Raw genomic sequence first — 13,758 nt, forward strand, 5'->3', positions numbered from 1 at the left:
GTGTTATGGCGGGCATAGGCTTCCAATTAGCGAAAACCGCGCGTGAGGGCGGCGTCGGCGGGATCGTCGGCGCCGCCGCGTTTGGTGCTGTGATCAGCGCCGGGCCGTGGCTGATCACCGCGGTCGCGATGGCGATGCTCAACCACTGGTCGGGCGCGCATCTCGGCGCGGGCGGCGCGCGGACCGTCCAGACGATCCTGGTCTATGCGTTCAGCCTGTCCGCACTCGCTGCTGCACCGGTCGGCATTCTCGCAACCCGGATGGTGGCGGATCGGATCTTCGCGCGCGATGCGGGCGGCGTGTCGGGGATCATGCTGGTGGCCCTCGCTGCGGGCGGCGCGATCGCGCTTGCCGTCGGCGCCACCGTGTTCGGATACCTGGCCGGGCTGCCGCTTGGCGAAGCCGCGCTCGCGACCTTGATCCTCGCTTGGCTCACCCAGGTCTGGATCGCCGCGCCCCTGCTCACCGCGCTGCGCCGCTACCGCGCGATCCCCCTCGCCTACCTGCTCGGCATCGGCTTTTCGACGCTGATATTGTGGCTCCTGCCAACGCCGAACGTCGTCGTCGTGCTCGCGGTCATCGCCGGCGGTATCGGCCTGACGCTGGCCGCGATCATGGTGGTGATCCGCCGGCATTTCTCTGCGCTGCCCGTCTTGCCCGAGAGGGATGCGATGGCGCTGCGGCTCGCGTGGATCGTCGCGGCGGCAGGCGTCGCCGGGGTCGTCGCGATCTGGATCGACAAATGGCTGTTGTGGGCGGGGCCCGACAGCATCCGCGCGATCGGACTGTTGCGGCTCAATCCGATCAACGACCAAGGCAGCTTTCTCGGGCTTCTGACGATGGTCCCCGGGCTGACGCTGTTGCTGATCGTGACGGAGACCCGCTTCGATCGCGCGTTCGGCGACATGATCGTCCGGTGTACCGGCACGTCGACGCTGCAACGGATCGAGGAGGCGCGCAGCGAACTCGCGCGGACGATGTTCGACGGCCTGCGGATCATGCTGCTGGTGCAGGTGCTGGTCGCCGCGCTCGCCTGGGTGTTCGCGGTGCCGCTGTTCGAGCTGATCGGCGCAGACGCGCGCGCGATCTTCGCGTTCCGCCAGACTTCGCTTGGCACCGTCTTCCACCTCGTGGTGATCGCAACGACCGTCGTGCTGGCCTATTACGACCTGTTCGGTCGGATCCTGCTGACGTGGACGGCCTTCGCGGTCGGCAGCGGCGTCGCGACACTGTTGCAATGGGATGCAGGGTTTGCCGCATTCGGCTGGGGCTATATGGCCGGCGCCGTGGTCGGTGCGTCGGTCGGCATCGCGCTGGTCGCGGAGGCCACGGTCAACCTCACCTACCTGCTGTTCGTCGGCAACAATCCCTCGGTCGTGGGGCATGGAGGGCGTCTGCTATGACGGGAAGTACGGATATGCCGCGCCGGAAGATCATGCGGCGGATGCTGGCGCTGGGTGCAACGGCCTTGACGCTCGGCTTCCGATCACGGTCGGACGCCACCGCCAAGCCGCGCGCCAGCACGGCACGCCGTTGGGGCGTCGATTACGGCGCAACGACCGATCCCGCGCTGGCAAAGGCGTGCGCCTTGCTGGTGCTGGAGCCGCACCATGCCCGCCCGATCGCACCGCTTCGTGGACCCGGCAGCATCCTGCTCGGCTATGTCAGCTTCGGCGAAGTCGAGCGAAGCCGGCCCTATTTCACCGCGCTCGAAAAGGCCGGTGCGCTGAGGGCCGCCAATCCCAACTGGCCCGACGCGCGGCTCGCCGACCTGCGTCATCCGGCGTGGCGCGCGGCGGTGCTCGACCGCCTCGTCCCCGCGATCCTGGCGCTGGGTTATGACGGAATCTTCATCGATACGATGGATAACGCCGAAGCGATGGAACGGCAGGATCCGGCGGCCAACAAGGGCATGGTAGCGGCAGGCGTGTCGCTGATCGCCGCCGTGCGCGCGCGCTTCCCCAGGATCCGCATCATGCTCAACCGCGGCTATGCACTGCTGCCCGACGTCGCGCCGAAGATCGATTATTTGCTAGGCGAGGCGATGGCGTCGCGGTGGAACTTCACCGCCAAGCATTATGAGTTGCTCAGCGATTCGGACTGGGCGTGGCAGGCCGGTCGCCTGCGCGCAGCTCAGGTCCGGAACCCGGCCTTGAGCCTGATGACGCTCGATTACTGGGATCCGGCAGACACCAAACAGGTCGCGGCACTGTATGCGCGCGAACGGGCGGCGGGGTTCAGCCCCTATGTCGCGACGCTCGCGCTCGACCGACTGGTCCCGGAGCCGGCCGGATGAGGATCGACCGCCGACGCGGACGGCTCGCGATCGTCCTGCCCGCAATCGCCGGGCTTGGCCTGCTTGCGGGCGGGCTGATGCTATTGCCGAACGACCGCGAGATCCTTCACGCCGAGCGTCGCGCACGGCCGGTGCCGACGGCGAGCAGTTCGCTGCCCGTCGCGCCGGTATCGCCCCCGGCGGTGGCGCCTGCGCATCCGGCGATCGCGGCGCAGATCGCGACGGCCGATGCAGCGGCGCTGGCCGCGCTGACCACGCAGTTGATCGCGGCGGGTCAGCCGGTGTCGACGATGCAGGTCGCCTATGATCTGGTCGCGGCAAAGCGGCCGGCGGTGGCGCTCGACTATCTTGCGGCACGGCCCGATGGCGAGGCGGCGGCGACGTGGCGGTTGCGTGTCGATCTTCTTCGCCAGGCCGGGCGAACCGCGGATGCGTCGACGCTCGTCACGCAGGCGGCGCAGAAGCGCGGATCGGTGCCGGCTGCGGACATCGTTGCGGCGGCCTATGCCATCGATCGGCCCGACCTCGTGATCGTGGCAGCGGCGAACCACGTCGTACCGTCACCCGATGCCGCGCTGTCGCTCGATCTGGCCCGGCGCGCCGACAAGGCCGGGCGCAACGACCTGATCGCACTGCTCGACACGGCGACGACGGCGAACTGGCGTGCAGCGGATCCGTGGCTGGCGATCCGGGTCGCGGCGCGCGCGAAGGATACCGCGGCGGGCTTGAAGGCTGCCGACTATCTGCCGGTCGAGCAGCGTCCGGCGGCGCGCGAGGCGATCCTGACCACAGCGGGCGACCGTGAAAGCTTGCGTACCGAGTTGCTGGCGCGTGCCGCGGCGCCGGATGCGCAACCCGAGCGGGAGGCGGAACGACTGCTTGCGTCGGGCTACCGTGCCGATGCGGCGGCAGTGCTGCGGCGGGCAGCGACCGGGCAGCCACCGACCGCCCCTGCCGCTCAGCGCGCGCTGTACCTGATGGGTCCGCGGCCGGAGTCCGACGATCTCGCCTGGCTGAAGCAGCAGAGCCTGCAGGGCAATGGGGCCCAGCAACGCGCGTGGCTGGCACGCTATGTCGAGCGCGACCGGCCGGGCGAGGCGCTGGCGTTCGTGTCGCGGCATCCGCTCGCGAGCCAGACCGACGTGATGCTGATGCGGCTGTCGCTGGCCCGCACGGCTGGCAATGATGCCGCCGGTCGTGCGGTGCTGGCATCGTTGCTGGACGGCCGCGCGCTCGATCCTGCGCAGGTCGCGGCGCTGTCCGCTGCGGCCCCCGCGAGGATCGAACCGGCCCAAGCGGCAGCGATCGCGAAACGCCGCGTCGCGGCCGGGGTCGCGGCGCCACGCGACCAGCTCGATCTTGCCTGGACGGCGTGGAACGCGGGCGATGCGAAGGGCGCGGCCAAATGGCTCGACGCGCATCTGGAGACGGCCCCGACCGACCTGCCGGCGCTGCGGTTGATGGCCGATGTGCAGGCACGCGTTGGTGGAGATCGGGCTGCGCGTCCCTGGCTGGACCGTGCGCTCGCGCAGACACCTGCGGAGAGCAAGGCTCGCGTGGAAATACTCGAGAAGCTCGGTCGTCGGGCCGACGCCTTGTCGCTGGTCGAAACATTGCGTGCCGATACCCCGCACGACCGATCGCTCGCCGCGCTGCACGCGCGCCTGCTGATCGCGCAGGGACAGGCCGGGCGGGCGCGAACAGTGCTGGCGCAATGATCGCACTGCTGCTCTGCCTGACGGACGCGCCGGCGCTGACCGTTCCCCGCACCGTCTTCGCGGACAGTCGGGTCGTGGTGCCCGAGGCCGTGCTCGCCTGGCCCGACGACGCGGTCGTCCGCATCGAAGACCGCGACGGGGAGCTGGTCGCGCGGTTCGATCACCCGGTGACGCCGGACCGGATCGTGGCGTTCCGTGACGCCGCCGGGGATGCGATCGGCGATCTGCGCTGGAACGACGACAGCCTCGTCCTGCGTCCCGCCGCCGGCTGGACGATGACGTGGCGACAGGCGGGCCCGGTGGTCGCGCTCGCCTTCTCGCCGCCGGCTTCGAACGATGGTGTCCCCGAGAGCGTGGACGACAGCGCTTCCGAGGCCGCGCTGACCGCAATCGAGGCGGATGCCGCGGCCGGGTATTCGGGGCAGGCACGGCGCGCCGCAACGGCGTTGGCGAAACGCTATCCAACCGACCGGCGCGCCGCCCGCATGCGCGCCGACACGCGGCTTGCCGATGGCGACGTGCGCGGGGCGGCGCGCGATTACCGTGCGCTCGCAGCGGACGACCTGACCGCCCGCCGTGCGATCGCCGCCGCGCCGGGAACCGCGAGCGTTGGCGTCACCGCGCGCGACGGCAGCGACTTGTCGCAGGCAGAGTTCGCGGCGCGGGTCGACGCCGCGGTCGGCTACACCCTCGTCGCCGGTGGCGGCCTCCGACATATTGCCAGTCGGGTCAGCGAAGACGCACGGACCGTGCGAACGGGCGATACCGTGGTCGACGCCTCGCTGGCCGCCGCGTTCGACGGCGCGGTCCGGGTGCAGTTGCTCGCTTCGGCCGCGCTCGACGACGGCGTTACCGGAGGCGGTGCGAAGGCCGTCGCGGGATCGGCCGACGCGCAGTTCCGCGTGACGCTGACCCGTCACATGCCCGATTACTCGACGCCGGCGCAGGTCCTGGCGGGCGGGTATCTGTCGCGTGCACTGCTCGGCGTCACCTATCGCCTGACCCCGGGGCTGGTCGCGCAAGGCGATTTCGGTGCGAACCGCTACGGGCTCGCCGGCAGCAGCGGTGCGAGCGACACCATCGTCGCGAACGGCGGGCTGGACTACCTGATCCGACGGCAGTTTCCGGCGCTCGGCCTGACCTATCGATTCGAGGCGGAATATGTCCAGCGCATGCAGAGAGGAGTCGGCGACCTCGCCCTCATCCCGCTCGCCACGCGCGAGAACCATACTGTCCAGGGGCTGGTCAGCGGTGCGCTCGGCGCGGTGCAGATGACCGCGCTGGCCGGGTGGACCGTCGACCGGTTCGGAGGCGACGGGCCTACTGCCAGCCTTGGTATCGCCGCACCGATCGGAGTCGCGTGGCGGGTCGAGGGCAGCGGCGGCATCACGTCGATCGCCCGCCCCGGCTTTTCGGGCCGGCAACTTTACGCGCGGGCGCTGCTGACGCGCAGCCTTGGGGATACGCAGTGACGCACGACGAACAGGCCCCGAAGTGGCGGACCCGGTGGCGCCGCCCCGCGCGCGTTGCCGCCGAGATGGCGATCGCCTTTGCCACGCTGATCGTGCTCGACTGGTGGCTGACCGGCGGAACCGGATTCACGCGCGTCCAGCCCAACCCGTATTGGTTGCCGGTCCTGATGATGGCGCTAGCCTACGGCACCGGCCCCGGTGTGCTGGCTGCCGCCATCGCAACGGCACTATGGCTCGCGCATGTTCACGACGACCCGGGCGAGCGCGACTATCTCGACCATCTGTTCCATCTGTCGCTGCAGCCGCTGATGTGGTTCGTCCTGGCCGGCGTGATCGGCGAAGTGACGATCACGCGGACCGGGCGGCACGATCGGCTGGAAAAGCGTGGCCGTGTCGCGACGCGCAACCTGGCACGGCTGACCGAGGCGTTCGCGACGCTGTCACAGACCAATCGCCAGTTGCAGGTCCAGATCGCGACCGAGGCGCATACCGTCGGCCATGCGATCGATACGGCAACGCGGCTGAGTTCGCAGGACCCGGCCGCCCGACGCGCCGCGATCGGCGAGCTGATCGCCCTCGCTGCGCGGACTCCGGATTTCACCTGCTACCGGGTCACCGGCGGTGAGGCGCGCGCCTGGATCCGCGGGCCGGTCACTGCAGGGCGACGCGACACGTTGCCGGCGGCGTTGCTGGAACGGGCACAGCGCCACCACGCGATACTGCACGTCGCCAAGCGTAGCGACCGGCACGTACTCGACGGTATCGGTGTCGCTGCGATCGCCTTGCCTGACCGGAAGACCGGCGAGGTCGTCGGTTGCCTGGTGCTCCATGCGCTGCCGTTCGAGACGCTGAACGCCAGCCGTACCGCCGAACTCGCTGAGATCGCCGCGTGGTTGACGCCGCTGCTCACGGATACGGCGCATGCGACGCAGCGACCGGTGAGATCCGCCGGGCTGGTCGCGTGACGCTGCGTCTTGTTGCACTCTCGGTTCTTGAAGTAATCGTCCTCGCGGCCTGCTGGATGTCCGGAGCCGCGGCCGGCTGGGGGCTTGCCGCGCATGCTGTGTTCAGCGCGCTCGGGTTTGCCCTGTGGCTCCGTCGCGGTGCCGCAGCCAATTTTGCGGCGGCGATGCTCGGCGTGCTGGGGCCTCTCGGGTTGCTCGTCGCGCTGCCGATCGGCCGCCTGTCTCGGCTTACCAGTCAGCGCAGCGACGACGAAATGTTCGGCCCGGTCGCCGGGCGTTCCGCGCAACGCGGCGCGCGTCTGGCGGTGGCGCGGATGCTCGACGGGCGCGTGCATCATGCGGCCCCCGATACGCTGAACTCACTGGTCACGATCATGCGCCACGGCTCGGTTGCCGAGCGGCGGCGTGCGCTGGAGACCGTGGTGCGATCGTTCGAGCCGGCGCTGTCGCCGCTGATCGCGCTGGCGCTGACCGATGGCGATCAGACCATCCGGGCGCTGGCGGCGGCGGCGTCGGCCCGGGTCGCGGAGAACCTGGTGCTGGCGCGCGCGCGGTTGTCGGCGCGCGTTGCCGATGGCACCGATCCGGATGCAGCGATGACCCTGGCCAAGCTGCTCGGAGACCATGCCCGCTCGGACGTGCTGTTGTCCGATTCGCAGCGGCTCCACCTTCGCGAGGATGCGGTCGCGACCATGGTTGCAGCAGTGCCGTCCCGGACGGACGAACCGCGATCCGGAACGCGCGATGCGTTGATGATGGAAACATTGTGGGCCGCAGGCGATTACGCGGCGATAGACCAGATCGCGACGGCGATCGAGGCCGCGTCGCGGCGGAACGATGCGCCAATGGCACAGCGGATCGATGCGCCGATGGACCCGGCACACCGCGGTGCGACGAGCCTGGCCACCTGGTGGCTGACGGGGGCGGCGGCATGATCCCGCTCTCCGCGCTGGCCGAACGCTCGCAGCCGGTGTCGCCGGACATCCCCGACGCCGACATCTGCCTGATCGTCGAGGGCGCCTACCCCTATGTGATCGGTGGCGTGTCCGGATGGTTGCAGGACCTGATCACGCATCTGCCCGATGTCCGGTTCGTGATCGCCGCGATCAAGCCGGGCGCCGGACTCCTCCCGTTCCAGTTGACGCCGCCGCCCAACGTCGTCGCGGTGGTCGAGATCGGCCTCGCACCCGCGCCAGCGGTGCCGCGCGCGATCCCCGACCGGATCGCAGTGCCGATCGCCGATGCGCTGGTCGCGTTCGTCGCGACCGGTGGCGCGGATCGGCTCGCGACGCTGATCGACGTGATCGGCGGCAGCACCCGGCCGCTTGCGCCTGGCGACATCCTGTCGCACCCGGCGATCTTCGCGCGGCTTAGGCGCCATTACCAGGCGATGCTGCCCAAGGCGTCGTTCCACCATTATTTCTGGGCGATGCGCGTGCTGCTGGGCGGATTGCTCGCAGTCCTGACCACGCCCTTGCCCCGCGCAAAGGCGTACCACACGATCTCGACCGGGTTCGCAGGCCTGCTCGCCGCCCGCGCCGCGCGCCAGACCGGGCGCCCGGCGTTCATCACCGAGCACGGCATCTACCTGCTCGAACGCCAGATCGAGGTGATGATGGCGGACTGGATCGGCGACCAGGTCGATACCGGGCTCGAGCTGGAGCGCAGCGTCCGCGATCTGCGCGACCTGTGGGTCCGTGCGTTCACAAGCTATGCCACTGCCTGTTATGACAGTTGTGATCCGATCGTCGCGCTGTACGGCGAGAATACTGCGGTGCAGCGCCGACTGGGAGCAGCGGCCGAGCGTGTCCGCGTCATTCCCAACGGCATCGATTCGAAGCGGTTCTCGGCACTCCCGGACCAGCGCGAGCCGGCGCATCCGCTGGTCGCGTTGCTGGGCCGCGTTGTGCCGATCAAGGACGTGAAGACGTTCATCCGCGCGGCCGCGATCGCGCATGCCGAACGCCCCGACATCCGCTTCGTCGTGCTCGGCCCCGAGGACGAAGATCCGGAATATGCCGCCGAATGCACGCGGCTGGTCGAGGATCTGGCACTGACGCCGGTCTTCCGCTTTGCCGGGCGCGTGCGGATCGAGGACTGGATGGCGAAGATCGACCTGCTCGTGCTCACCAGCCTGTCCGAAGCGCAGCCGCTGGTGATCCTGGAAGGCGGCGCGTGCGGGATCCCGGTGGTGGCACCGGACGTCGGCAGCTGCCGCGAGATGATCGAGGGGCGCGGTGGGGCGGATTCGGGGCATGGCGGGATCGTCACGCCGCTGGTCAACCCGGCAGCGACCGCGGCGGGGATACTGGCAATCGCGGGCGATCCCGCGATGCGACTGACGATGGGCGAGACGATGCGCGAACGCGTACGTCGCGACTATGACCACAACACGATCATCGGTGCCTATGCGGAACTCTACCAGACCCTGATCGAACGATAACGCGCGTGCCATCCTGCGCGCGTCCGGATCGGCTCACGTCCCGCCGGTAACCACCGCGTCGCTCAGGTCTGCAGCAATAGGCGCAGCAAGCACGGGAATGGTCGCGATCGGCAGTGCGGAGCCGACCGGTCCCGCCAACACCTGGACGATTGCCGGCCTGATCCGCGCGTCGATGGCGGGTGCGAGCACAGGCGCGACCCGCGCGGTGCCAGATGGCATTTGCGCGCGGTCGATCGGTGCAAGAACCGGATCGAACGGGCCGAACGTCTTCGCCCGCACGCGCCGGGTGTTCTGCGCCGGATCGTAGGTCGGTACGGCCTGATCGATCGCCGCCGCCTGCAATCGCCCGAGCGTCGCCAGCAAGCGCGCTTCCGCGGCATAGGCGCCGTAGGTAGCGTTGACGGAGACGAGTTGCGCGGTCAGCAGGCGCTGTTCCGAATCCAGCACCTCGAAATTCGAGCGAAACCCCTCCGAGAAGCCGCGCTGGACGCCGGTAAGCGCGGACTCCGCGGCCTCGGTCGCGAGCTTCCCCGCCGCCATCTGCTCGCCGCCCGCCACCGCCTGGTTCCAGGCGTTCTGCGCGTTGGCCAGCGCGGCACGCCGCGCGGTCTCGACCTCGAAGCCGAGTTGCTGGCGTTCGGCGACTGCGGCCCGGACGCGCGATCCGATCACGCCGCCGGTCAGCAGCGGCATCGTCACGGTGACCCCACCGGTCGCCTGCGCACCGGCATCACGCAGGCGATAGGAATACGGACTCGCATAGCCATAACTGCCCGACAGCGCGACGATCGGCGCGCGTTCGGCGCGTTGCGCGGCGATCCGCGCGTCGCCCGCCTTGGTGGCAAGGATCGCCTGCCACAGGCTCGGGCTCTCCTTCTCGACCACCGCAAACGCCGCATCAAGCGAGCCAGGCAGGCCGGGCAACGTCGGCGGGACGAGCAAACTACCGGGATTGCGCCCGACCACCGCTGCGAACCGCCCTCGGCTCGCCTGGAGGTTGACCGTCGCCTGCGCCAGTTGCGCGCGGATGATCTCGCGCTGCGCCTGCGCCTGCGCGATGTCGGTGCGGGTCAGGTCACCGCCGCGTTCGCGCGCGATCGCCTGCGTGACCTGACGTCCGTAGGAATCGAGCGACCGTTGCTGGATCGCCACCAGTGCCTGGTCGCGCCGCACCGACACGAACGCATCCACGACTTCGAGCAGGATCGCGTTCTCCGCCTCGCGCAGCCGTTCACGGCCCGCCAGCACGGTCGCTTCGGCCGCGGAGACCTGTGCCGCGGTGCGCCCGCCGTTGAGCAGGATCTGCGATGCGCTCAACGAGGCGCCGACCGTCCGCCCCCGTGCCGTATCGAAATCGCCGAGCAGGCCGCGCTGGTCCTGCGACTGGTATTGCAGCGTCATGTTGACGCCCGCGTTGAGCCGGTACGCCGCCCCCGCCTGGACGATCTGCTCGTCCAGCGCGCGGAGTTGCGCGCGCTGCCCCTCCAGCGAGGGATTGCTGCGATAGGCGTCGGCGATCGCCTGCCCCAGTGTTTCGGAGGCGGCAGGCTGCGCGTCCGGTGTCGTCTGGGCGACGGCGGATGCCGCGGGCAGCACCAGCATGGCAGCGGCGAGACGAAGGATATCAGCGTTCATGGAGCGACCGTGAAAAAGCCTCGGTCAACGGATCGAGGAGATAGTCGAGTGCGGTGCGTGACCGCAGCTTGACGAGGACGGTGACCGGTACGCCCGCGCGGATACCGGTATCGCGACCGCGCACCGCTTCGATCTTGGCGATCTGGTCGCGCGGCACGTCGATCTCGGCGCTGAAGTAACTATGGCCGGTCTGCTCGTCGCGGAGCGAATCGGCGGAGACGGTGCGGACCTTGCCGAGCAGGATCGGCAGGTCGCGTTCGTGCAGCGACAGGAACTTCACCTCGGCTTCGCGACCGGCAAACACGCCATCGATGTCGCCGGGCGAAAAGTTCGCGCGGACCACCAGTGGCGCGGCATCGGGAACGATGTCGAGGATCGCCTGCCCCGGCTGGATCACGCCACCGACCGAGAACACGCGCAAGCCGACCACGCGACCAGCCAACGGTGCGCGAATGATCGTGCGCGCCAACTGCTCACGCGCGGCGGCGAATTTGGGCATCACCTCGTTCAACTGGAACTGCGTGTCGCGCAGCAACGTGGCGCTGTCCTCGACATATTTGCGCTGGGTCTGCACGCCCTCCGCGCGCGTCTGACCGATCTGCTCGCGCGCCGCCGCCGAGCGCGAGACATAGTCGGCGTCGGTCCCCTCGAGCTGCTGGATCGAGCGTTCGATCGCCCGCACGGTGTTCCGCGAGACATAGCCCTGGTCGGCCAGCGCCCGGGTGCTTTCCAGCTGTTGCCGAAGCGACGCGCGCTGCCGAGCGGTCGCCTGTGCCTGTGCGTTGAAACCGGTCGTCTGCTGCGCGACGGTCGCCGCCTGCTGGCGGAGCACCGCGCCGTTTGCCGCCAGTGCCGCCGAGCGCGCCGTGCGTTGCGCGATCTGGAGCGACTTCGCCCGCTCGACGAGGCGCAGATCGTCCCCTCGTGCCGAGGCGAACTCTGCCGGCCAGACGATCGCACTACCGCGGACGTCAGCTTCCAGACGCGCGCGTTGTGCTTGGAGGTCGATGACGCTCGCGGCCAGCGCGCGTTCGCTTGCGGTCACTTCCGCGCCTTCGAGGCGGAACAGGATCTCGCCAGCGCGGACGTGCTGGCCGTCGCGCACCGCCATTGCCGCGACGATCCCGCCCTCGCGGTGCTGGACGGTCTGGCGGTTGCCGGCGACGACCACCTGACCGTCGCCCGCCGCCGCCGCATCGAGCCGCGCGAACGCTGCCCAGCCGAGCCCGACGATAAAGAACAGGATCGCAATCACGGCGCCGACCAGGATCGCATGTCGCGGAGAATCATCGAGGCGGAGACGATCCGCCAGGCTCGCGCCACCGGCGGCGGGGACCGGGCTAGCCAGTTCGGCGGGGATCATCGTGCGCCCCCTGCTGCGGCGACATGCGGCCGCACGACTTTCGCGCGTTCGTCGAACAGCTGGATCGTGCCGTTTCGCAGCACCATGATCTTGTCGACCGCCTGGAGCAGCCCGGTGCGATGTGTCGAGACGATCACCGTCGCGCCACGCGCGCGCAGTGCCGCCAGCGTCGTCACCAGCCGTGCTTCGCCGTCGCTGTCGAGGTGTGCGTTGGGTTCGTCGAGGAACAGGATCGTCGGCGTGCCGAACAGCGCGCGCGCCAGTGCGACCGACTGGTTCTGCCCCGCCGACAGCCCCGATCCGTCCGCCATGCTCAGCATCGTCGCATAACCCTGCGGCAGGCCAAGGACCACCTCATGCGCGCCCGCCGCCTGCGCCGCTTCGACCACCGCGGCGTCGAGTTGCTCGCTCTCGCCCGCCAGCACCGACTGGAACCGCGAGATGTTGGTGTGGACCGAAGTCGGAAACAGCGACGGCGATTGCGGCATATACCCGACATGGCGGCCGAGCTGCTCGCGGTTCCAGTCAGCCAGGCTCGCACCGTCGATCCGCACCTCGCCCGTATCGGGCGACAAGGCGCCTGACAGCACGCGCAGCAAGGTCGATTTGCCTGCCCCGCTCGGACCGACCAGCGCGACGATCTCGCCGGGCTCGACCGCGAAACTGATATCGGACAGCAGCGCCCGATCGCTGCCTTCGGCGCGGACGGTGACGCCGCGAACGTCGATCCGGCCGACCGGCGTCGGCAGGACGGTCGCATCGATCGCCGGCCCCGGCATCGCGCAAAACGCATCGAGATCGCGATAGGCGTTGCGCGCGGCGGCGAGCGGCTTCATCGCGCCCAGGATCTGCTCGACCGGTTGCAACGCACGCCCCAGCAGCAGCGACGCCGCAAAGATCGCACCGCCCGAAATATCCTGCCGGATCGCCAGCAACGCCCCGAGCGCCAGCGCGAGCGACTGCAGCAACAGCCGCAGGAACTTGGTGATCGCAAGGAACTGTCCCGCAGTGCCGGCAAGCGCCGACTGACGGCGGACGAGTTCGGCGCGCTCCAGCAGGTGCCGGGTGATCAGCGCGTTGCGCATCCCCATCACCCGGGCGACCTCCGACCCGTGGATCGACACGTCCTGTTCGCGCGTCGCCAACACTGCCCGCGCATGCGTGTCGCGCGCAGCCCCCGCCGTCACCCGGTCGCTGAGGATCGCGATCCCGCCGAGCAGCAGCGCGCTGACCAGCGCCAGTACGCCGATCCACGGATGGAGCAGGAACGCGATGCCGATATAGATCGGTGCCCAGGGCGCATCGAACAGCGCGATGATCGTCGGCCCGGTCAGCGTGCCGCGTACCGTGTCGAAGTCGCGCATCGCCTGGCTACGCTGGCCGATCGTCGCAACGTCGGTGCCAAGGATCCGCAGCAATATGCCCGGCGCCGCCCGGCGCTCGAGCCGCATGCTCGCGCGCAACAGCAACCGCATACGCACCGCATCGAGGATCGCGAACACGATGAGCGACAGCACGAGGATCAGCGTCAGCAGCAACAATGTCGCACCGCCCCGCGTCGGCACCACGCGGTCGTACACCTGCAGCATGAAGATCGACGGCACGAGGTACAGGACGTTCACCAGCCCCGAGAACAGCGCCGCAAACACCAGATGGCGTCGACAGCCACGGACGGCGTCGGCCAAGGCATTCTGGCGGTGTCCGGATGGTGCCGTCGCAGGCGCGGAGGATAACGTCGGCATGACGACCGCTTAGCCACGAAAGGTTAAACGAACGGTTTCTCCGACGCCTGCGACCTTCAGGCACGCCAGACATGCCGGTTGTCCGATAGCGGCAGTTCGAGAAGATCCGAACGAACTTTCACCA

10 protein-coding genes are annotated in these 13,758 nt (G+C 69.4%); 7 read left to right on the plus strand and 3 right to left on the minus strand.

The features are described from left to right. The first annotated feature begins 5 nt into the window (after positions 1–5). From pelG to pelF, 7 genes are read left to right on the plus strand one after another with little or no spacing between them, the layout of a single operon-like run. Positions 6–1,403 carry an exopolysaccharide Pel transporter PelG gene (pelG, locus tag SJY41_RS06685; RefSeq protein WP_380780189.1) on the plus strand — a complete coding sequence of 466 codons (1,398 nt, stop codon included), beginning with the start codon at positions 6–8 and terminating at the stop codon, positions 1,401–1,403. After that, a complete protein-coding gene (locus SJY41_RS06690) occupies positions 1,400–2,296 on the plus strand; it encodes an endo alpha-1,4 polygalactosaminidase (protein ID WP_380780191.1) in 897 nt (298 codons plus the stop codon). Before pelG ends, SJY41_RS06690 begins: the two co-directional genes overlap by 4 nt. Further along, entirely contained in the window at positions 2,293–4,014 is a 1,722-nt protein-coding gene (locus tag SJY41_RS06695; RefSeq protein ID WP_380780192.1) for a hypothetical protein, read from the plus strand. The genes SJY41_RS06690 and SJY41_RS06695 overlap by 4 nt, the downstream gene beginning before the upstream one ends. After that, a complete protein-coding gene (locus SJY41_RS06700; RefSeq protein WP_380780194.1) occupies positions 4,011–5,486 on the plus strand; it encodes a hypothetical protein in 1,476 nt (491 codons plus the stop codon). The genes SJY41_RS06695 and SJY41_RS06700 overlap by 4 nt, the downstream gene beginning before the upstream one ends. After that, positions 5,483–6,451: a hypothetical protein gene (locus SJY41_RS06705; protein WP_380780196.1), complete on the plus strand. Its 969-nt coding sequence runs from the start codon at positions 5,483–5,485 to the stop codon at positions 6,449–6,451. Before SJY41_RS06700 ends, SJY41_RS06705 begins: the two co-directional genes overlap by 4 nt. Further along, the gene (locus SJY41_RS06710) at positions 6,448–7,386 is read left to right on the plus strand and encodes a hypothetical protein (protein WP_380780198.1); all 939 of its coding nucleotides are present in this window, start codon (positions 6,448–6,450) and stop codon (positions 7,384–7,386) included. The genes SJY41_RS06705 and SJY41_RS06710 overlap by 4 nt, the downstream gene beginning before the upstream one ends. Then, positions 7,383–8,894: a GT4 family glycosyltransferase PelF gene (gene pelF, locus SJY41_RS06715; protein ID WP_380780200.1), complete on the plus strand. Its 1,512-nt coding sequence runs from the start codon at positions 7,383–7,385 to the stop codon at positions 8,892–8,894. Before SJY41_RS06710 ends, pelF begins: the two co-directional genes overlap by 4 nt. Before the next feature lie 33 nt (positions 8,895–8,927). Here pelF and SJY41_RS06720 read toward each other — a convergent pair whose 3' ends face one another. From SJY41_RS06720 to SJY41_RS06730, 3 genes are read right to left on the minus strand one after another with little or no spacing between them, the layout of a single operon-like run. Continuing rightward, positions 8,928–10,529 (minus strand): TolC family protein, encoded by a 1,602-nt coding sequence (locus SJY41_RS06720; protein WP_380780202.1) that lies wholly within the window; start codon positions 10,527–10,529, stop codon positions 8,928–8,930. Beyond that, a complete protein-coding gene (locus SJY41_RS06725) occupies positions 10,519–11,892 on the minus strand; it encodes an HlyD family type I secretion periplasmic adaptor subunit (RefSeq protein WP_380780204.1) in 1,374 nt (457 codons plus the stop codon). The genes SJY41_RS06720 and SJY41_RS06725 overlap by 11 nt, the downstream gene beginning before the upstream one ends. Next, on the minus strand, positions 11,889–13,634 hold the full coding sequence (locus SJY41_RS06730) for a type I secretion system permease/ATPase (RefSeq protein ID WP_380780206.1): 1,746 nt from the start codon (positions 13,632–13,634) through the stop codon (positions 11,889–11,891). Before SJY41_RS06730 ends, SJY41_RS06725 begins: the two co-directional genes overlap by 4 nt. Between the last annotated feature and the right edge of the window lie 124 nt (positions 13,635–13,758).

Source organism: Sphingomonas sp. R86520, assembly GCF_042466285.1.
Lineage (GTDB): Bacteria > Pseudomonadota > Alphaproteobacteria > Sphingomonadales > Sphingomonadaceae > Sphingomonas.